We start from the raw sequence: 19,879 nt of genomic DNA, 5'->3' as shown, positions 1-19,879 counted from the left end.
AAGGTTACCAGCGCGCATGGGATGAGGAAAACGGTACCGGCACTGCTCGGGCGGGTGCGGCGCCCACCCGGTCAGCGGGAGGTGCCCTACCCGAACGGACGGTGACCCCCACGGCGACCGGACGGTTTCGGCCGCTACGTCTTTCACGCCTCGCAGCTCTGGTCGATGGTGAATCGCGGATGAGGTCCACATCACACTCCCGATCCGCTCCACCCCCTCTGCGAGGAGATACACCATGGCAATCGAGCTCAATCAGATCTGGGACTTCCCGATCAAGGAATTCCATCCCTTCCCCCGCGCGCTGATGGGTGTCGGCGCCCACGACATCCTCGGCGTCGAGGCGAAGAACCTCGGCTTCAAACGCGCCCTGCTGATGACCACCGGCCTGCGCGGATCGGGGATCATCGAGGAGCTCATCGGCAAGATCGAGTACCAGGGCGTCGAGGTCGTCCTCTACGACAAGGTCGAGTCCAACCCCAAGGACTACAACGTTATGGAGGCCGCGGCGCTCTACCAGAAGGAGAAGTGCGACTCGATCATCTCCGTCGGTGGCGGATCGAGCCACGACGCCGCGAAGGGCGCCCGCGTCGTGATCGCCCACGACGGCCGCAACATCAACGAGTTCGAGGGCTTCGCGAAGTCCACCAACAAGGAGAATCCGCCGCACATCGCCGTCTCCACGACCGCCGGCACCGGCTCCGAGACGTCCTGGGCCTACGTCATCACCGACACCTCCGACATGGACCACCCACACAAGTGGGTCGGCTTCGACGAGGCCACGATCGTCACCCTCGCGATCGACGACCCGCTGCTCTACTACAGCTGCCCCCAGCACTTCACCGCCTACTGCGGCTTCGACGTCCTCGCCCACGGCTCCGAGCCGTACGTCTCCCGGCTTGACTTCGCCCCGTCGCTCGGCAACGCCCTGTACTCGATCGAGCTCGTCGCGAAGCACCTGCGTGAAGCGGTCTTCGAGCCGCGCAACCTCAAGGCCCGCGAAGGCATGATGAACGCCCAGTACATCGCCGCGCAGGCCTTCAACTCCGGCGGCCTCGGCATCGTGCACTCCATCTCGCACGCCGTCTCGGCCTTCTTCGACAGCCACCACGGCCTCAACAACGCCATCGCCCTGCCGCGCGTGTGGGAGTACAACCTGCCCTCCCGCTACGAGCACTACGCCCGCATCGCCACCGCGATGGGCGTGGACACCCGCAACATGACCACCGTCCAGGCCGCCGACGCGGCGGTCGAAGCGGCGATCCGTCTCGCGAAGGACGTCGGCATCCCCGACAACTTCGGTCAGGTGCGCACCGACTCGTACGAGAAGAACCAGATGAACACCAAGAAGTACGCGGGTCGCGGAGACACGATCCGCGGCGACGAGAAGACCGTGCGCGCCATCTCCGAGCACATCCAGGACGACTGGTGCACCCCGGGCAATCCCCGCGAGGTCACCGTCGACTCGATGATCCCGGTCGTCGACCACTGCATCAACCGGTCCTACTGAGAACCCGCGCTCCCGGGGCGTCCCCTGCGCCCCGGGAGCGCCCTGCTCCGCTGCGACCACGCCACAGAAGGAGACCCCGGATGACCCCGTTCGCCTCGGGCGCCGAGTTGAAGGATGCGCTGCGCCGGCACGACTACATCGCCGACGACGAGTTCGCGACCGTCGTGCACCTCGCCACCGCACTCGAGCGGCCCCTGCTGCTCGAAGGCCCCGCCGGGGTCGGCAAGACCGAACTGGCCAAGGCACTCGCCGCGGTCGGCGACCGGAAACTGGTTCGACTGCAGTGCTACGAAGGGCTCGACGACAGCCGCGCCCTCTACGAGTGGGACTACGCCAAACAGCTGCTGCACGTGCAGATGCTGCGCGACCGCATCGGCGAACTGCTCGCCGGTCACGCCGACCTCGCGGACGCGTCGACGTTTCTCGCGCAGCAGGACTTCGGGCTGTACTCGGAGACCTTCCTGTCGGTCCGTCCGCTGCTCGAGGCCGTGCTCTCGGAGGAGCCGGTGGTCCTGCTCGTCGACGAGGTGGACCGCACCGAGGAGTCCATGGAGGCGCTGTTGCTCGAGGTGCTCGCCGAACGGCAGGTGACGATCCCCGAGGTCGGCACGTTCACGGCCCGGTCCACACCGTGGGTGATCCTGACCTCCAACGACACTCGCGAGTTGTCGCCCGCGCTCAAGCGTCGCTGCCTGCACTACCACGTCGGATACCCGACACCCGAGCGTGAACGCGAGATCGTCACCGCGCGGGTGCCGGACGTGCGCCCCGGAACGGCCCACCAGATCGTCGACCTGTCCCGGAGCCTGCGCGACCTGCCGCTGCGCAAGAGGCCCTCGATCTCGGAGGTCATCGACGCCGCGCGTGCGGCGACGGTGATGGGGCACGACGCCGACGACCCCGATTCGCTGGGCGGCATGCGCGACGTGCTGTTGGCGACGCTGCTCAAGTACACCGGCGACGTCGACCTCGCGAAGACCCGGCTCGGCGGTGCGGCACCGGCAACCGCGGTGTCCGAACCGATCGCGTCCGAAGCGAGTGCGCCCGAAGCTGTTCCGGTGCGTGAACGCGTGACGGTCGCATCACGCCCGGCGAACACCACGACCGCCGTCTTCCGGGGACGCGGTGGTGGCGGTCGCGACGCCGCCGGCAGCGGACTGCGGGGGTGACCCCGCGATGCACGCATCCCGGGTCACACGGGTGACCGCGCTCGACGAGCGTCGCCCCCGCTACGTGCTCGACGTGGTAGCGGCGGTGTTCGGCCTGCTCCTGCGACGCCACGGTGTCGCGGCGTCACCGGCGGAGAGCATCGAGGTGCGCCGGGTGCTCGACCTGGTCCCCGTCCGTGAACGGGATTCACTGCGCTCGTGCCTGCGGGCGGTGTGCGTCAAGTACCCGCACGAGCGGGCCGGTTTCGAGCGCGCCTTCGACGAGTTGTTCGGTGCGGTCGACGCCGCCGTCGCCGCGAGCGGCGGCGGCCCCGCCCGGGCGCAGTTCGCCGAATCCCTACCGGCGGCACTCGAGATCGGCGACGACCCGAGCATCGCGCGCTACGCCGAGTACAACGACCGCGCAGCCGAGGTCGGCGACCACTTCGACACCCCGGAGGCCCGCAAGGGGTTCAACCCGCACAAGGACGACGACGATGTGTCGATGACGTCGTCCGACGCCGATCTGTCGGTGGACACGGGTGCGGACTCGGGCCGTCGCGGCGTCACCTACACCATCGACGTCGAGAATGCGGCGACCACGACGGTGGGTGATCTGTCCGGTGAACCCGGGGCCGCGGTCGTCGGATCGCTGTCGTGGGACGACCCGGCGTCGATCCTCGCGTGGCTCGACGCCTACGACCCGCACCGCACGTACGGGGGAGAGGTCCTCGACGAACCTCTCTCCGCCTCACAACTCGCGCGACTCGTGGACGCGGTCGAGGCATTCGTGGCTTCGCTCGCCGCCGCGGTGCCGGGCGCCGAGGGCGTCGAGGCACCCGAATCGCACGACGCCGCCGGCATCGATCGTGCCGAGATCGAACTCGCGTGCCACGAGGTGCTGCGCCGCATGCGCGGACCGGTCCGGCCCCATCCTCGTGAGCGGACCCGCGGACGGCTCGACATGCGCAGGACCGCCCGAGCGGGGATGCGGACCGACGGGGTGCCGTTCCGGCTCGTCGTCCGCGCGCCCCGCCCCGACCGGGTGCGACTGCTCGTCCTCGCCGACGTCTCGTTGTCGGTCCGTCCGATCACCGCGTTCACGCTCCGGCTCGCCCAGGCGATGCACGGGCGGGCGCACCGGTGCCGGGTGATCGCCTTCGTCGATCGTCCGGTGGACGTGACGACACAGTTGCTCGCCGCCGGCGGTGACGGTGCCCTGGCCGCCGTACTCGCCCATCCCGCAGTCGATCTCGAAGCGAGCAGCGACTACGGCCGGACGTTCGACGAACTGCTCACCGAGCACTCCGGATCGATCGACGGCCGGACATCGGTGCTGGTCGTGGGGGACGGGCGCTGCAACGGCCTGCCCCCGCGCACCGACCGGCTCGAGGAACTCCGTCGCCGCGTGCACCGCCTCGCGTGGATCACGCCCGAACCCGAGCGGTACTGGACACAGGCGACCTGCGCGATGCCCGACTACGCCGAACTGTGCGACGAGGTGGTCGTCGCCCGCGACGGCGCGCAACTGCTCGCGCGCGCCGCCGAACTCGGCCACGCCCTGCGGTGAACGGCGCTCACCGTTTCGTGGACCCGGCCAACAGCTCCTCGAGTCGTTCGAAGCCCTCGGTCAGGCCGGTCTCCATACCCGATTCCGCCATGCCGTCGCGGGCCTCCTGGCTCGGGTACACGGAATGGCCGACCAGCCTGCAGCGGCCGTTCCCGAGGTCGACGAAGGTGAGCGTCTCGAGGCTCACCACGTCCGGGAACCCGAGATATTCGAAGGTCTGGACGATGAGCTCGTTCTCGCGGACGGTGTGGAAGACACCCGCGAAGCGGTAGCTGCCGCTGTCGTCGGAGTGTTCGTAGCGGTACGAACCGCCGGTGCGGAGGTCGTACTCCTCGATCTTCATCTCCAGGCCGCGCGGGCCGAGCCACTGTGCGACGAGATCGGGGTCCTTGTGGGCGCGGAAGACGTCCTCGACGGGAAAGTCGAACTCCCGCTCGTAATCGATGAAGGGGACGCCCTCCGGGATCGAGAGGGTGACTGCGTTGCTGCTCATGATGGTCCTCCAAGGATCGGGGTGGGCTACACACGCTGTGTGGATCGGGGTGGGCTACGCACCCCGTGGCCGATCGGGGGCCGCTTCCCGGGCCAGCACGGCGTCGAGACCGCGGAACTGCTGCTCCTTCACCAGCCGGTAGCGGTCGATCCAGGAGGTCAGCATCTCCAGCCGTGCGGGGTTCAAGTGGACGGGCCGGCGCTGGGCGTCGCGCGTGCGCGTGACGAGCCCTGCGTGTTCGAGCACCCGAATGTGTTTCGAGATCGCCTGTGTGGTGATCGCGAAGGGTTCCGCGAGTTCGGTGACCGTGGCCGGGCCCCGGCTGAGCCGGGCGACGATGCGGCGGCGGACCGGATCGGCCAGGGCGGTGAACGCCAGGTCGAGCGCGGTGTCGTCCGTGTCGTCGTACACGATCGCCTCCGTTTATGAACCTTCCGGTTTATCAACCATCCGGTTGAATAAAGGATGCTCCCCGGACGACGACCGTGTCAAGGGGTTCGGAGCGCGGACGCGAACCGATCGCGGTCGAATTCCCGACGGGCACTCACGCGCCCGGCTACGGTCGGTGAATGGTCCTGCCCTCGAGAGCCCGGTCCGGTGTCCGCGCGGCCTTCGCCGCGGCCGTCTCGATCACCCTCCTCGGCGCGTGTACGTCCGCGTCGGGCGATTCGGAAGCGGGCGATATGGAGTCGGGCGGTACGGTTGACGTGCAGGAGACCGCGGCAGCCGCGACCTGCACCGCCGAACCCAACGGCACCCCGATCACCGATACGCAGCCGGCGACGGAGACCGGGGATCGCGACATCTCCACGAACCCCGAGATCGCGACCGGTTACCGCGCCGGCATGACCGCGGTGACCACCTCCTCCTTCGCCGTGTCGACGGCCAATCCCGCATCCACCGAAGCGGCATGCGAGGTCCTGCGCGACGGTGGGACCGCGGCCGACGCACTCGTCGCCGCCCAGATGGTCCTCGGTCTCGTCGAACCCCAGTCGTCGGGTATCGGCGGCGGAGCGTTCCTGGTGTACTACGACGCCGAGTCCGGTGAGATGAAGGCATACGACGGCCGCGAGACGGCACCGATGTCCGCGACCGAGAACTATCTGCGCTGGATCAGCGACACCGATCGCGCCGAACCCCGCCCCGACGCGCGTGCGAGCGGCCGCTCGATCGGCGTGCCCGGCGTCGTGCGGATGCTCGGAACCGTCCACGCGGAGCACGGGAGTGCCGCCTGGGGCGAATTGTTCCGCCCCGCCATCGATCTCGCCGATCAAGGCATCGTGATCAGCGACCGTCTGGCACAGTCGATCGCCGATTCCGCCGAGCAGCTCGCCGTCGACGACGAGGCCCGCGCCTACTTCCTGCAGGCCGACGGCTCGCCCAAGCCCGAAGGTGAGATCCTCACGAATCCGGCGATGTCCAAGACACTCTCGGCGATCGCCACCGACGGCGCCGACGCCTTCTACACCGGTGACATCGCGGCCGGCATCGTCGAGTCCACCGGCACCGATTCCGGCGGGCGTACACCCGGAACGATGACCCTCGAGGATCTCGCCGTCTACGAGGCGAAGGAACGGCAACCGCTGTGCACGCCCTACCGCGAGTACGAGATCTGCGGGATGCCCAACCCGTCCTCGGGTGGCATGGCGGTCGCGGCGACGCTCGGCATCCTCGAGAACTTCGACCTCGCGTCACTGCCACCGTCCGACGTCGACGCGGACGGTGGCGTCCCCGACGCGGACGCGGTGCACCTGATCTCCGAGGCCGAACGACTCGCCTACGCCGATCGCGACAAGTACGTCGCCGATGCCGATTTCGTGCCCCTGCCGGGTGGCTCGCTGGAGACCCTGGTGAACCCGGACTACCTGTCCGAACGCGCAGGGCTGATCGACCCCGGCAAGAGCATGGGCAAGGCGCAGCCCGGCGACTTCGGTCCGGTCCCGCTCGGCATGCCGCCGCAGAGCCCCGAGCACGGCACCAGCCACATCTCGGTCGCGGACAGCTACGGCAACGTCGCATCCATGACGACCACCATCGAGTCGGCCTTCGGCTCGTTCCACATGACCGACGGCTTCCTCCTCAACAACCAGCTCACCGACTTCTCGGCCGAACCGGTCGACGAAGACGGACTGCCCGTCGCCAACCGCGTCGAACCCGGCAAGCGGCCGCGCAGCTCGATGGCCCCGACGCTCGTCTTCGATCGCACCCCCGACGGCGGTCGCGGCGACATCCGGATGGTGGTCGGGTCGCCGGGCGGCTCGGTGATCATCCAGTTCGTCGTCAAGACACTCGTGAACACCCTCGACTGGGGACTCGACCCGCAGCAGGCCGTCTCGGCCGTGTCGTTCGGCGCCGCGAACACCCCCGTCACCGGGGTCGGCGGCGAACATCCAGCGATCGACGGTGCCGACGACGGAGCGAACGATCCACTCGTGCAGCAGCTCCGCGACATGGGCCACGAGGTGTCCGTCGCCCCGCAGTCCAGTGGACTGAGCGCGCTGCTGCGTCAGGGGGAGGGATGGGTCGGTGGCGCCGACCCCCGCCGCGAGGGCGCCGTGATGGGCGACACCGGCGGGCAGTGACGGAGTCGGCGCCGAGCGCTGATCGACGCCCGTGACCTACCCTGTCGGATAGGTGCCGACCTCCCCATCGGTCCGGTGCGTCCCGTGCCCGCTCCGCCCGACAACCCGTGCACCGTAAGCTGGATCACACAGGTGCGCGGATCGTGCGGATCGTCAGGAGTGAACAGTGGCCGTCGTCATGCCGGGACACCAGAACACCACCCATCCCCGTGCTTCCGCGACCCCTCGGGACGACCACCCCGCTTCGGGGCCGGCCCTGGTCAAGTTCCACGCTCCCGAGATCGTCTTCGGGGAGGGCTCGCTCGTCGAAGCGGCCCACGCCGCCGTCCGGCTCGGCGGTGTCCGCCCCATGCTCGTCACCGACCCGGGGCTGATCGAGGCCGGGTGGGTCGACGAACTCCTGCAGCACCTGCGTGATCAGGGGATCGACGCCACCGTGTGGGCCGGTCTCACCCCCAATCCCAAGGACCACGAGGTCGCGGCCGGCCACGAGCTGTACCGGTCGCGGGGTTGCGACGTCCTCGTCGCGCTGGGCGGTGGCTCCGTGATCGACGCTGCGAAGGGCGTCGCGATCCTCGCCGCCAACGGCGGCAACATCCTCGACTACGAGGGCGTCGACCGTGCGCCGTTGCCCATCCCGCCGATGGTCATGGTGCCGTCGACGTCCGGGACGGGAGCCGACGTCTCCCAGTTCTGCGTGGTCACCGACACCGCGCGCGGCAGCAAGATCACCATCATCGGCCGGTCGCTCGTCCCCGACCTCACGGTGATCGATCCGCGACTGCTCACCACCATGCCCGCCGACCTCAACGCCGCCACCGGACTCGACGCCCTCACCCACGGCATCGAGGCGTTCGTCTCCCGCGCCCACAACCCCCTCACCGACCATCACGCACTGCGGGCGGTCGGCATGGTCACCGGAACGCTCGTGCGCACGATCGACGACCCGACCTACATGCCCGCTCGCGCCACTATGGCCCAGGCCAGTCTCGAGGCCGGACTCGCGTTCACCAACGCGATCCTCGGTGCCGCCCACGCGATGAGCCATCAGGTCGGCGGTCTGCTCGACCTGCCGCACGGGGTCATCAACGGCGTGCTCCTGCCGCACGTCATCCGGTTCAACGGTGCCGACGATCCCGAGCCGTTCGTCCAGGTCGCCGCGACCCTCGGTCTGGAGGAGGCGCGCGGTGCCGCGCCCGAGGCCGTCGAGGCCGTCGCGTCGCGCATCGACGCGCTCGCCCGCCAGGTGGGCGTGCCGCGTGGACTGCGCCAACTCGGTGTGCGGGAGGAAGACCTGCCGCGACTAGCCGAGGGAGCACTGCGCGACGCGTGCATGTCGACGAATCCGCGCACCGCGACCCGCGACCAGATGATCGAGTTGTTCCGGACGGCGCTGTGAGTGCTCCCGACCTGTCGGCATTGACCGGACTCCGCTCCGGGAAGTCGACCTTCTATCCGCAGTACCGCGGCGCTGCCGAACGACTCGAACGCGTCGTCCACGCCCTCGAACTGATCTCCCGGGCACTGGTGCGTACGGTCGAGGGGCCGGAGACGCTCATCTGCGCCGTCGCCGAAGCCGCCCGTGCGCACCTGAGCGCGACGTGGGTTGCCTTCGCCCTCGCCGACGGTGTCCTGCCCGATGCCGGGCCGCGCAGGCTCGTGCTCGGCCCCGACGCCACTCCCTTCCTCGTCGACAACGTCGAGGGTCCGCCCCTGCCCGACGAGGTCGTGGCCCTGCTCGACGCCGTGCGTACCGGTGCCGTCGAACGTCGCGAGCTGGTCGAGAACCACCACGTGTTCGTGCCCATCGTCCTCGACGGGGGAGTCGCCGGTGCCATCGCCGCGTGGACGCCGGACCACCGCGTCCTCGACACCACCGACCGCGCCGTCCTGTCGATCCTCGCCAGCCAGACCGCGGTCGCGCTGCAGAACTCGGCGCTCTACCAACGCGGACAACTCCTGCTCGAACGCGCCGAGCAGGCCTACCGCGAAGCGAACCGCTCCGCCGCCGATCTGCAGGCGCGCAACGAGGAACTCGAAGCGACCCTGAAAAAACTCGCTCTCACGCAACGGCAGCTGGGCGTCGCCCACCGGAACCAGGCCCTCGACGAGGAACGCCACCGCATCGCGCGCGAACTCCACGACAGCGTCACGCAGGCCGTGCTCTCGGCGGGCATGCAGATCGAGGTGTGCCGCAGCGACATCCCCGACGCCGAACGCAGCGAACGACTCGACCTCGCCAAGGAACTCACCCGCGGTGCCGTCGAGCAGTTGCGGTCGGCGATCTACGCGCTGAACCGGCCGTCCGATTCCGAACGGATGTCGTTGCCGGAGATGCTCGAACAGCTCAGCGTGGCCCACATGCCGGGCGAACTCGAGGTCAAGACGAGGATGGGTGGCACACCGGTCGAGTTGAGCGGCGAGGCCGAGCACGCCCTGCTCCGGATCGCCGGCGAAGCGCTGTTCAACGCGGCGGTGCACGCCAACGCGAGTCGCGTGGTGCTGCGGCTGAGTTACGGACGCGATGCGGTCCTGCTGTCGGTGGCCGACGACGGCGACGGCGACCCGGCGCGTCTGCGGGTGATGCTGCGACTCGCCGCCAACGATCTCGACGGGCGCCATCGCGGTCTCGCGAACATGCAGGCCCGCGCCCGCGAACTCGGCGGCACCCTCGAGGTGCGTCGTTCCCGGTTCGGTGGAGTGCGGATCGCGGCCCGTATCCCGTTGCAGGACAATGCTGTAGCTCAACAGGTGGGAGAACCGTCATGACCGTCACACCACCGCAGGCGACCCCGCGGGCGCGGCCCGGCACGGTGCGCATCGCACTCGTCGACGACCACGCGATCCTCCGCCAGGGACTCCGCTCGATCCTCGACCGCGAACCGGACCTCGAAGTGGTGGGGGAGGCCTCGACGGACGCGGAGGCGCTCGCACTCGTCGACCGCATGCGCCCCGACATCGTGCTGCTCGATCTCAAGCTCTCGGCCGGATCGGACTTCGAGGGACTGGGATTGTGCGGTCGGTTGTCCTCGGCGCATCCGGGTATCGGCCTGCTCGTCCTCACCACCTTCCTCGACGAACAGCTCGTCGTGCGGGCCGTGCACGCCGGCGCGCGCGGCTACGTCGTCAAGGACGTCGACACCACCGAGCTGGTGCGCGCCATCCGCGCGGTTTCCCGCGGCGAGAGCGCCTTCGACTCGCGCAGCGCCGCGGCGGTCGTGCGTTCGCTCAACGGGCAGGGTGCGCCCGCCGAACAGTTGACCGGCCGCGAACTCGAGGTGCTGAAGCTTCTCGCCGCCGGCATGTCGAACGTGAAGATCGGTGAGCAGCTGTTCATCTCGGCCACCACCGTGAAGTTCCACGTCAGCAACATCATGCGCAAACTCGGGGTGAGCCGCCGGGCCGAGGCGGTCTACGCCGCGAGCAAGCAGGGGTTGATCTGACCCCCGCTCTCCCGACACTCAGCTGCGCTCGGTGAGCCTGCTGCTGTAGGCCGCACCCCAGTCGTCGAGCCACGCGACGGCCGGCTCGAGGGTCCGGCCGAGTTCGGTCAGTTCGTACTCCACCCGCGGCGGCACCTCGGCGAAGACCGTGCGCGACACGATACCGTCGGCCTCCAGTTCGCGGAGTTGCCGGGTGAGCACCCGCGCGCTGACGGGACCGACCCGCCGGCCCAGTTCGCCGAACCGGCAGGGCCCGTCGATCAGGTTCTTGACGATCGTGAGCTTCCACGCGCCCCCGAGAACCGCCACGGCGATCTCCACCGGGCACACCAGCATCGCCGTCTCCACGGCCTTCCGTGTCATCGAAACCCTTGTGTCATCGAAACCCCTGGTCATCGCCGATCGTTACCTTTCGGTCCGTATGTGATCGCAAAGTGCGTACTTCCCATACCGTTCCCGTCCCCAGACTATGGAGACATGACCGAGAAGAACAGTGCAGAAAAGGACAGTGTCGAGAAGGACAGTGCCGAGAAGGACAGCGTCGAGAAGGGCAGCGTCGAGAAGGGCAGCGTTCTGTGGGTGCACGCCCATCCGGACGACGCCTCACTGGGGCACGCCCTCGTCCGCTCGGGGGCGGCACGACTACGCGAATCGGGCACGCACGTCGCGATCTCGGATCTCTACGCGATGAACTGGAATCCGGTGCTCTCCGACGCCGACTTCGGTGCGGCGCCGGGGAGAACGTTGTCGGAGCGGCAGAAGAACGCCACGGCGACCGGGCTCCTCGCCGACGACATCCGCCGCGAACAGGACGCGCTGCGCGCCGCCGACCATCTCGTGGTGTCGTTCCCACTGTGGTGGTACGGCACGCCGGCGATCTTGAAGGGATGGTTCGACCGCGTGTTCACCAACGGTTTCGCGTTCGGTGTCCGCGACGAGCACGGGCGCGTCCGCAAATACGGCGACGGGGGACTGGCGGGCAGAACGATGCTCGCCGTCGTCACGGCGGGCGATCGGGCCGCAGCGCTCGGACCGCGCGGAATCAGCGGGTCGATCGATCACGTGCTGTGGCAGCTCCTGCACGGCACGGGCTTCTACACCGGAATGCGGGTACTCCGACCGCATCTCGTCGCGAGCGCCGACCGACTCGACGAGGAGGACTTCCTGCGCGAGGAGCATCGGTTGCACAATCGTCTCGACGGCTTGTCGTCGGAATCCGGGATCCCGTACAGGCCGCTGCGCGGAGGAGAGTACGACCGCGAACACGTGCTGGTCGACCACGTCTGCCCGGGCGAGTACGGACCCGACGTCCACACCGCGTCAGCGTCCGGTCGGAGCAGGCGAGTGAAGCGGCACGAGTACCGACAGTGCGCCGGTGTACAGGATCAGGCGCAGTAGCGGTCCGCCTCGAAGAAGCTGCCGGGTGATCTCCCGGACCCGTCGGCCCTCGTCCTCACCCGGCGGCGCGGCGAGCACGATCGCGGGACCTGTCCCGGGCCGGACCGCGGTGACGAGCAGGCACTCCTCGACGGTGGTGAGTACCGGAATGTCGTTCGCGCCGTCGGTCTTTCCGATCGCCACGGCGTCGTAGTCGGAGTCGTCCGCGTCGTCGTGGTAGACGAGCAGTCGCACGTCCGGTCGCTCGGGGAGCGGCCGACAGTCCGTTACCACTCCGGACGACGATGACATCTCCCGGTCCGCGGCGCGGCGGGGGAGGACGACGCGACGGGTCGTCCAGCCGAAGTGGCTCTCGACGATCTGGTCCATCGCGCCACCTCCTTCCGTCCACACCGGGTATTCGTCGCCGGACGGGAATCGGATGGGCGGGCAGGCGGATGGCCCGGGTGGATCACCCGATGACGAGCCAACCGCCGTGGTGTTCGAACACCTCGAAGGGACGCCCGGTGCTGCGCCCGAGTTCCTCGAGCGCAGGCAGGTCGAAGGTGCGCACGTGTCCGTGGCAGGCCGTGGCCTCGTCCTCGAACGGCACCGCGACCACCACCCGCTCCCGGGCGATCCGCAGCGCCTCGGCGAGGATCGTGGCACCGAGGGCGTCGTCGACGTGCTCGAGCAGGTGGATCGCGGTGACGGTGTCGGCGCTGCCGTCGGGGACCGGGACGTTCGCCGCGTCGCACACGAGCGTGTCGACGTGCAGTCCGAGCCGCGGTGCGACCGCATCGAGCAGGCGCATCGTGCCGGGCAGGATGTCGGTGGCGGTGACGGCGGTGCCGGCGGCCGCGAGTCGCAGCGGCAGGAAACCGAAACACGACCCCAGGTCGAGCACGCTCCCACGGACGAGTTCGGCCGCGCGATCGTGGATGGGCGCGAAATCGGCTGTACCGTCGAGCAGTTCGCCGAGAGAGTTGCGGTAGTAGGTGACCCACGAGTCGAGGGCACCCGGCACCGTGGAACGGACGAGTCCCACCATAGTCAGTTCGAACTCGTCCTGGCCGAACTCGGCGTCCTGGATCGAGGCGGTCACCTCGGCGACGAGGCGCTCGCTGATCTGCTCGGCCGTGAGGGAATGCGTGACGTGGAGCCGGTCGTCCTCGCGCCGGACGTTCAGCGGTCCGGCGGGTACGCGTTCGACCGTCACGTGGTCGTGTGTCCACCGGCCCGGGCTGCAGGGAGCGAGCGAATCGAGCAGGGTCATTGTTTCGCAACCTTTTTCGGAGGTGTGGCAGGGGGAGGCGTGGCAGGGGGCGGCGTGGAAGGGGAGTGCGGGTCACTGTAGTAGTCGAGACCGGCCGTCAGTGTCCCCATCCCGGTGGCCAGTAATTCGTGCAGGTCCGATCCGGGTTCGTCGAGCCACGCCTCGTAGGCGGAGATCGCGACACCGAGCAGCAGATAGCCGACGGTGCGGGGGATGTGGTCGTCGGGATCGGCCCCGATGCGACGGGCGACGAACTCGGCGACGACACGTCTCCAGCCCTGGTACATCACCGACGAATAGCCCTGCAGTGCGGGCGTGTGCAGGATGAGCCCCATCCGCGCGCGGTGTCGTTCGGTCTCGCTGTCGGGGAAGGTGTTGAAGTCGTGCAGGGCGGTGGTGAGCGCTGCCGAGAGCGGGACGTCCTCGGGGATCGTTTCGAGGCTCGCGCGCATGCCGGCGAGGTGTTCGTCGAAGTTTCCCCAGGCCACCTCGTTCTTCGACGGGAAGTAGCGGAAGAAGGTGCGTCGGGCAATGCCGGCCGCCTCGGCGATGTCGTCGATGCTCGTCTCGTCGAAGCCCGCCTCCATGAACAGTTCGATGCCGATTGCGGCGAGTTCCTCCTTCGAGGTGGACGGGCGGCGACCTATCCGAGCGGACGGTTTCCCGCGGCTACGCGTCATTCTTCCTCCCGGAGGCGTGACATTCTGCACTCGATGCCATTACAGTGGTGAACCGGCTCACAGCGCAAGTCCGCTGTGACGACCGACTCCGATCCAGGAGAAGAAACCGAGGAGGAAACATGTCCGATCGTGACAACGCCGTGATCGAATCCGATCTGATCGAGGAGTCCCTCGTCGAAGAGGTCTCCATCGACGGCATGTGCGGCGTGTACTGACATGACCGCGCCCGGAGCCACCGACGTGTCCCCCGTAGCAATGGACACCGAGATGTTCGATCCGGGTGCCGGCTGGCGGCTCCACCCGCAGGTAGCGCTTCGCCCCGAGCCGTTCGGGGCGTTGCTCTACCACTTCGGCACCCGCAAGTTGTCGTTCCTGAAGAACACCGTCATCGTCGACGTCGTCCGATCCCTCGGCGACCACGGTTCGGTGCGAGAAGCGTTGCGAGCGCACGGGATCGACGAGAACGCCGAGCGGCCCTACGTGCGTGCCCTGGGCACCCTGGCCGATTCGCACATGATCGTTCCTGCCTGACGTCTGTAAGGACCAGCCCATGACCTCGCTGCTCGAACCGCCCACCACCTCCGCCCCACCGAAGGTCGGTCGCCTCGTCGACCAGTTCGAGAAGGGCCTCGACGCCCCGATCTGCCTGACCTGGGAGCTCACCTACGCCTGCAACCTCTCGTGTGTGCACTGCCTGTCCTCGTCTGGCAAGCGCGACCCGCGCGAACTGTCGACCGAACAGTGCAAGGCGATCATCGACGAGCTGCAGCGCATGCAGGTCTTCTACGTCAACATCGGTGGCGGCGAACCCACCGTGCGATCGGACTTCTGGGAACTCGTCGATTACGCCACCGAACATCAGGTGGGCGTGAAGTTCTCGACCAACGGTGTGCGCATCGACAAGAAGGTCGCCGCCCGGCTGGCCGCTTCCGACTACGTCGACGTGCAGATCTCCCTCGACGGTGCCACCGCCGAGGTCAACGACGCCGTGCGTGGGCCGGGTTCGTTCGCGATGGCCGTGCGCGCGCTGGAGAACCTGTCCGAGGCGGGTTTTCGCGACGCGAAGATCTCCGTCGTCGTCACCCGCCAGAACGTCGACCAGCTCGACGAGTTCAAGGCTCTCGCAGACCGCTACGGCGCGACCCTGCGCATCACGCGACTGCGCCCGTCCGGCCGCGCCGTGGACGTGTGGGACGACCTGCATCCCACCCACGAGCAGCAGCGGCAGCTCTACGACTGGCTCGTCGCCCACGGCGAGGGCGTGCTCACCGGCGACTCGTTCTTCCACCTGTCCGCCTTCGGCGGCGAGGGCGGTGGCTCGCTGCCCGGACTGAATCTGTGTGGTGCGGGACGCGTGGTGTGTCTGATCGACCCGGTCGGCGACGTCTACGCGTGCCCGTTCGCGATCCACGAGAACTTCCACGCCGGAAACATCCTGACCGACGGTGGTTTCGCGTCGGTGTGGAAGAACTCCGAGCTGTTTCGCGAACTGCGCGAACCGCAGTCCGCCGGTGCGTGCGCGTCGTGCAACTTCTTCGACGCGTGCCGCGGCGGTTGCATGGCCGCGAAGTTCTTCACCGGCCTGCCGATGGACGGCCCCGATCCCGAATGCGTGCAGGGCTACGGACAGTCCGCGCTCGAGGCCGAACGCACCGTGCCGCAGTCGAGCGTCGACCACTCGCGTACCGGCAAGCGCGCCGAACGGCGCACCCCGGCCGCACCGGTACCGCTGACCCTGCTCACCAAGCCCCCCGCCAAGTTCTGCGACGAGAATCCGCTCGCAGGGCTCTAGATCTTCGAGGAGACGACCGACGATGGCCAAGCCTTCCTGGTTGAAGAATCCGTGGGCCCAGGACCCGTGGTTCGAGACCGTCGCAATCGCACAGCAGCGCGCCCGCAAACGCCTGCCCAAGTCCGTCTACGGCGCGCTCGTCGCCGGGTCCGAGGCCGGCATCACGGTCGACGACAACACCACCGCCTTCCGCGAACTCGGATTCGCCCCGCACGTCGCGGGGCTGTCCGACAAGCGGGAGATGGCCACGACCATCATGGGACAGGATGTGTCCCTGCCCGTGATGATCTCGCCGACCGGCGTGCAGGCCGTACACCCCGACGGTGAGGTCGCCGTGGCCCGCGCCGCCGCCGCCCGCGGCACCGCGATGGGTCTGTCGTCGTTCGCGAGCAAATCCATCGAAGAAGTCGCGGCGGTCAACGACAAGACCTTCTTCCAGATGTACTGGGTGGGCAGCCGCGACACGCTGATCCAGCGCATGGAACGTGCCCGCGCCGCCGGTGCGAAGGGCCTGATCATGACCCTGGACTGGTCGTTCTCCAACGGTCGCGACTGGGGTAGTCCCGCCATCCCGGAGCGGATGAACCTCGAGGCGATGGTCAAGTTCGCCCCCGAGGGCATCACCCGCCCCAAGTGGCTTCTCGAATGGGCGAAGACCGGCGGTGTGCCGGATCTGACCACCCCCAACCTCACGCCGCCGGAGGGTCAGGCCCCGACCTTCTTCGGTGCCTACGGTGAGTGGATGACCACGCCCCTGCCCACCTGGGAGGACGTCGCGTGGCTGCGCGAGCAGTGGGGTGACGCACCGTTCATGCTCAAGGGCGTCATGCGCGTCGACGACGCCAAGCGCGCCGTCGACGCCGGGGTCACCGCCATCTCGGTGTCCAACCACGGCGGCAACAACCTCGACGGCACCCCGGCGCCGATCCGGGCGCTGCCGGCGATCGCCGAGGCGGTGGGCAAGGACGTCGAGGTGCTGCTCGACGGTGGTATCCGCCGCGGCAGCGATGTCGTCAAGGCGATCGCGCTCGGCGCCAGGGCCGTGCTCATCGGTCGCGCGTACCTGTGGGGTCTGGCCGCGAACGGTCAGGCCGGTGTGGAGAACGTCCTCGACATCCTGTCCGGCGGAATCGGTTCCGCACTGATGGGTCTGGGCAAGAACTCGATCCACGAGCTCACCCCCGACGATGTGTTCGTGCCGGACGGTTTCCGCCGCGACCTCGGCATCTGACCGAACCGACGACATGGGCCCCGCGCTCACCGAACCGATCACCCTCGCCGGACGCACCGCTCCGTCGAGGGTGATCTTCGGTCCGCACGTCACGAATCTCGGTGACGGCCGGTCGTTCTCGGACCGTCACGTCGCGTACTACGCGCGACGTGCACGGGGTGGGTGCGGGATCGTCGTCACGGAAACGGCCTCGGTACACCCCTCCGACCATCCCTACGAACGCGCGCCGCTGGCCGAGCGCTGCGGGGACGGTTACCGGCGGATCGTCGAGGCCTGCCGTCCGCACGGGACACTCGTGCTCGCAGGCCTCGGCCATCGCGGCCTCCAGGGTTCGAGCGCGTGGACCCGCGCACCGCTGTGGGCACCCTCGCGCGTGCCGGACCCGGTGACACGCGAACTGCCCGCCGAGGCGACCGAGCGTGAGATCGCCGAGCTCGTCGAGTCCTTCGCCCGCGTCGCCGTCGTCGCCGTGGACTCCGATCTCGATGGAGTGGAACTCGACGCGGGACCGACCTCGCTGCTGCGGCAGTTCCTCTCCGGGCTGACCAATCACCGCGACGACACCTACGGCACCGACCGTGTGCGGCTGCTCCGCGAAGTGATCGCCGCCGTTCGCACGCGGATCGGTGCGGATCGCATCCTCGCCCTGAGACTCTCGTGCGACGAGAACGCGCCGTGGGCGGGCATCACTCCCGACATCGCCGCCGGATACGTCCGCGCGATCGCACCGTCGATCGATCTGCTCACGGTGGTGCGCGGCGGATTGTTCTCACCCGAGTCGTATCGGCCCGCCGCGCATATCTCTGCCGGATTCAACGACGAACTGTGCAACCGCATCCGGGAGGCGGTCGCCGGATCGGTTCCGATCGCTCTGCAGGGCAGCGTCGCCGACCTCGGACACGCGCAGCGGGCACTCTCCGACGGCACGTGCGACCTGGTCGAGATGACCCGCGCACAGATCGCCGACCCCGGCCTCGTCGTCGCCGCCCGTCGCGGTCGTCGGCCGCGTCCCTGCGTGCGCTGCAACCAGGCGTGCCTCGTCGACGATTTCCACAACCCGATCGTGGGGTGCATCGCGAACCCGGAGGCCGGCGCCGAGACACGGGACTCTCCCCGACCGGTGACCTCCGCACGCGACGTACTCGTGGTGGGTGCCGGACCGGCCGGCCTGGAAGCAGCCCGCGTGGCAGCGACGCGCGGTCACCGTGTCGTCCTGGTCGAGGCGGACGAGCGGGTCGGTGGGACGATCGCCGCCGTCTCGCGCGGTGGCCGGCCAGACTTCGCTGCGCTCGTCGACTGGCTCGAACAGCAATGCCTGGAGTCCGGCGTCGACATCCGTACCGGCACGGAAGTGAGTGCTGCCGACATCGAGGGTGCGCTCGCCGCGGGTACGGAGGTCGTGCAGGCCACCGGCGGGCTTCCACGTCCACCCTCTTTTCAGGTGACCGCGCCCGAGCGGTACGCGACCGCCGCGGAGGTGCTGTCGGGGATTCGGCCGCCTGCGTCCCGGATGGTCGTGTGGGATCCGATGGGTGGTCCGGTGGCGAGGACCGTCGTCGACCGTCTCGTGGAGCGCGGCGTGGAGGTCCACTACGCGACGGGTGATCCGGTCGCCGGATCACGACTCGCGCCGACGGGCGACCTCGTCGCCTTCGACGTCCGCATGCAGCGGGCGGGCGTGGCGAGACATCTCGGATGCCGGATCGGTTCCGTCGATGCCGACGGAGTCGTCGTTGTCGACCGGGTGTCCGGGGAAACCACGCCGGTCGCGGACGCGGTCCTGGTCGACTGCGCACCCCTGCTACCGCACGAAGTGTCCGAACAGTCGGGATCGTGGTCGATCGGCGACCGCGCGGCCCCGAGGACCGTGCGCGAGGCCGTCCGAGAGGGATACCGGGTCGCCACGGCACTGTAACGTGGGGCACACTGAAACGTGTTCTGATCTGGGTCGACGGGAAGGGCTGACATGGGAGATTTCGACGGCAAAGTCGTCTTCATCACCGGGATCGCACGCGGACAGGGCCGCAACCACGCCATCCGCTTCGCGCGCGAGGGTGCGTCCGTCATCGGCGTCGACATCGCGGCCCCGGTCTCGGAGTACGTGACCTACGAGCAGGCCACCGAGGACGACTTCCACGAAACGGTTCGGCTCGTGGAGGAGGCCGGCGGGAAGATCCTTGCGCGCGTCGCGGACGTGCGCGACAGCGCGGCGCTGAAGGCCGTCGTCGACGAGGGCGTCGCCCAGTTCGGACGGCTCGACGTGGTGGTCGCCAATGCCGGCATCTGCAGCTGGAACCGCTTCTGGGAGATGCCCGACGACCAGTTCGAAGAGCTGATCGACATCAATCTCACCGGTGTCTTCAAGACCCTCAAGGCAGCCGCCCCCGCGATGATCGAGGCCGGCAACGGCGGATCCGTCATCGTCGTCAGCTCGGTGGCGGGACTCAAGGCGATGCCCGGTCAGATCAACTACGCGGCAGCGAAATTCGGTCTCGTCGGTATCACGCAGGCGGCGGCGAAGGAACTCGGCCCGTACCGGATCCGGGTCAACTCCATCCACCCCTACGGCGTGAACACCCCGATGGGCACCGACGTCAGCGTCCTGAAGCTGTTCGAGAAGAACCCCTCGTGGGGACCGAACTTCGTCCCCATCCTCACCGAGAAGCCCGCCGCCGACCCCGACGACATCTCGGAGACCGTGTTGTTCCTCGCGAGCGATCGGGCCTCCACGATCACCGGCAGCCAGATGGCCGTCGACCAGGGAAACTCGAAGGTCTGAC

Annotated in this window: 20 protein-coding genes; 14 read left to right on the top strand and 6 right to left on the bottom strand. The window is 68.7% G+C overall.

The features are described from left to right. Nucleotides 1-235 precede the first annotated feature (235 nt). The 3 genes from mdo (at nucleotide 236) to madC (ending at nucleotide 4,225) form a co-directional block, all read left to right on the top strand. Nucleotides 236-1,507 (top strand): NDMA-dependent methanol dehydrogenase, encoded by a 1,272-nt coding sequence (gene mdo / locus C6Y44_RS18410; protein WP_159417779.1) that lies wholly within the window; start codon nucleotides 236-238, stop codon nucleotides 1,505-1,507. Nucleotides 1,508-1,587: 80 nt separating this feature from the next. Continuing rightward, nucleotides 1,588-2,676 (top strand): MadB family AAA-type ATPase, encoded by a 1,089-nt coding sequence (locus C6Y44_RS18405; protein WP_159417780.1) that lies wholly within the window; start codon nucleotides 1,588-1,590, stop codon nucleotides 2,674-2,676. 7 nt (nucleotides 2,677-2,683) lie between these two features. Then, nucleotides 2,684-4,225 (top strand): MadC family VWA domain-containing protein, encoded by a 1,542-nt coding sequence (madC, locus tag C6Y44_RS18400; RefSeq protein WP_159417781.1) that lies wholly within the window; start codon nucleotides 2,684-2,686, stop codon nucleotides 4,223-4,225. A 7-nt stretch (nucleotides 4,226-4,232) separates the two neighbouring features. On the opposite strand, the gene C6Y44_RS18395 is transcribed toward madC, so the two are convergent. Together C6Y44_RS18395 and C6Y44_RS18390 are read right to left on the bottom strand one after the other, a co-directional pair. After that, a complete protein-coding gene (locus C6Y44_RS18395; protein ID WP_159417782.1) occupies nucleotides 4,233-4,718 on the bottom strand; it encodes an SRPBCC family protein in 486 nt (161 codons plus the stop codon). Nucleotides 4,719-4,772: 54 nt separating this feature from the next. Beyond that, entirely contained in the window at nucleotides 4,773-5,129 is a 357-nt protein-coding gene (locus C6Y44_RS18390; protein WP_060650745.1) for an ArsR/SmtB family transcription factor, read from the bottom strand. A 158-nt stretch (nucleotides 5,130-5,287) separates the two neighbouring features. Between C6Y44_RS18390 and ggt the strand changes: the two genes are divergently transcribed. The 4 genes from ggt (at nucleotide 5,288) to C6Y44_RS18370 (ending at nucleotide 10,743) form a co-directional block, all read left to right on the top strand. Then, complete coding sequence (gene ggt, locus C6Y44_RS18385; RefSeq protein ID WP_159417783.1) at nucleotides 5,288-7,300, top strand: gamma-glutamyltransferase; 2,013 nt, start codon at nucleotides 5,288-5,290, stop codon at nucleotides 7,298-7,300. Nucleotides 7,301-7,466: 166 nt separating this feature from the next. After that, complete coding sequence (locus C6Y44_RS18380; RefSeq protein ID WP_159417784.1) at nucleotides 7,467-8,699, top strand: iron-containing alcohol dehydrogenase; 1,233 nt, start codon at nucleotides 7,467-7,469, stop codon at nucleotides 8,697-8,699. Next, entirely contained in the window at nucleotides 8,696-10,069 is a 1,374-nt protein-coding gene (locus tag C6Y44_RS18375) for a MadS family sensor histidine kinase (RefSeq protein ID WP_159417785.1), read from the top strand. The genes C6Y44_RS18380 and C6Y44_RS18375 overlap by 4 nt, the downstream gene beginning before the upstream one ends. Further along, complete coding sequence (locus C6Y44_RS18370; protein WP_016690913.1) at nucleotides 10,066-10,743, top strand: MadR family response regulator transcription factor; 678 nt, start codon at nucleotides 10,066-10,068, stop codon at nucleotides 10,741-10,743. Before C6Y44_RS18375 ends, C6Y44_RS18370 begins: the two co-directional genes overlap by 4 nt. A gap of 18 nt (nucleotides 10,744-10,761) precedes the next feature. Here the strand turns inward: C6Y44_RS18370 and C6Y44_RS18365 are convergent, their stop codons facing one another. Further along, nucleotides 10,762-11,106 carry a winged helix-turn-helix transcriptional regulator gene (locus C6Y44_RS18365; RefSeq protein ID WP_174247006.1) on the bottom strand — a complete coding sequence of 115 codons (345 nt, stop codon included), beginning with the start codon at nucleotides 11,104-11,106 and terminating at the stop codon, nucleotides 10,762-10,764. Between the two features lie 114 nt (nucleotides 11,107-11,220). Between C6Y44_RS18365 and C6Y44_RS18360 the strand changes: the two genes are divergently transcribed. Next, nucleotides 11,221-12,141 (top strand): NAD(P)H-dependent oxidoreductase, encoded by a 921-nt coding sequence (locus C6Y44_RS18360; protein WP_159417787.1) that lies wholly within the window; start codon nucleotides 11,221-11,223, stop codon nucleotides 12,139-12,141. Here the strand turns inward: C6Y44_RS18360 and C6Y44_RS18355 are convergent. The 3 genes from C6Y44_RS18355 to mftR form a co-directional block, all read right to left on the bottom strand. Next, on the bottom strand, nucleotides 12,064-12,510 hold the full coding sequence (locus C6Y44_RS18355) for a hypothetical protein (protein ID WP_159417788.1): 447 nt from the start codon (nucleotides 12,508-12,510) through the stop codon (nucleotides 12,064-12,066). The genes C6Y44_RS18360 and C6Y44_RS18355 overlap by 78 nt on opposite strands. Nucleotides 12,511-12,592: 82 nt before the next feature. Beyond that, nucleotides 12,593-13,396 carry a mycofactocin oligosaccharide methyltransferase MftM gene (gene mftM, locus C6Y44_RS18350; RefSeq protein WP_060650752.1) on the bottom strand — a complete coding sequence of 268 codons (804 nt, stop codon included), beginning with the start codon at nucleotides 13,394-13,396 and terminating at the stop codon, nucleotides 12,593-12,595. Then, the gene (gene mftR, locus C6Y44_RS18345; protein ID WP_159417789.1) at nucleotides 13,393-14,076 is read right to left on the bottom strand and encodes a mycofactocin system transcriptional regulator; all 684 of its coding nucleotides are present in this window, start codon (nucleotides 14,074-14,076) and stop codon (nucleotides 13,393-13,395) included. Before mftR ends, mftM begins: the two co-directional genes overlap by 4 nt. A gap of 119 nt (nucleotides 14,077-14,195) precedes the next feature. Here mftR and mftA point away from each other — a divergent pair, with 119 nt between their 5' ends. The 6 genes from mftA to C6Y44_RS18315 are packed head-to-tail and all read left to right on the top strand — an operon-like array spanning nucleotide 14,196 to nucleotide 19,878. Beyond that, nucleotides 14,196-14,291, top strand: coding sequence for a mycofactocin precursor MftA (gene mftA, locus C6Y44_RS18340; protein ID WP_006553546.1), 96 nt, complete (start codon nucleotides 14,196-14,198; stop codon nucleotides 14,289-14,291). 1 nt (nucleotide 14,292) lies between these two features. Further along, the gene (mftB, locus tag C6Y44_RS18335; protein WP_060650754.1) at nucleotides 14,293-14,607 is read left to right on the top strand and encodes a mycofactocin biosynthesis chaperone MftB; all 315 of its coding nucleotides are present in this window, start codon (nucleotides 14,293-14,295) and stop codon (nucleotides 14,605-14,607) included. A 19-nt stretch (nucleotides 14,608-14,626) separates the two neighbouring features. After that, nucleotides 14,627-15,868, top strand: a complete 1,242-nt coding sequence (gene mftC / locus C6Y44_RS18330; protein WP_059383270.1) for a mycofactocin radical SAM maturase — start codon at nucleotides 14,627-14,629, stop codon at nucleotides 15,866-15,868. Between the two features lie 22 nt (nucleotides 15,869-15,890). After that, nucleotides 15,891-17,099 (top strand): pre-mycofactocin synthase MftD, encoded by a 1,209-nt coding sequence (mftD, locus tag C6Y44_RS18325; protein ID WP_120279984.1) that lies wholly within the window; start codon nucleotides 15,891-15,893, stop codon nucleotides 17,097-17,099. Between the two features lie 13 nt (nucleotides 17,100-17,112). Further along, the gene (locus C6Y44_RS18320) at nucleotides 17,113-19,014 is read left to right on the top strand and encodes a mycofactocin system FadH/OYE family oxidoreductase 1 (protein ID WP_159417790.1); all 1,902 of its coding nucleotides are present in this window, start codon (nucleotides 17,113-17,115) and stop codon (nucleotides 19,012-19,014) included. 51 nt (nucleotides 19,015-19,065) lie between these two features. After that, complete coding sequence (locus C6Y44_RS18315) at nucleotides 19,066-19,878, top strand: mycofactocin-coupled SDR family oxidoreductase (protein WP_120279982.1); 813 nt, start codon at nucleotides 19,066-19,068, stop codon at nucleotides 19,876-19,878. The last annotated feature ends 1 nt before the right edge of the window (nucleotide 19,879 follow it).

This window comes from Rhodococcus rhodochrous (genome assembly GCF_014854695.1).
Lineage (GTDB): Bacteria > Actinomycetota > Actinomycetes > Mycobacteriales > Mycobacteriaceae > Rhodococcus.
The sequence above is the reverse complement of the archived record's forward strand: the minus strand, read 5'-3'. Positions and strand labels throughout refer to the sequence as shown.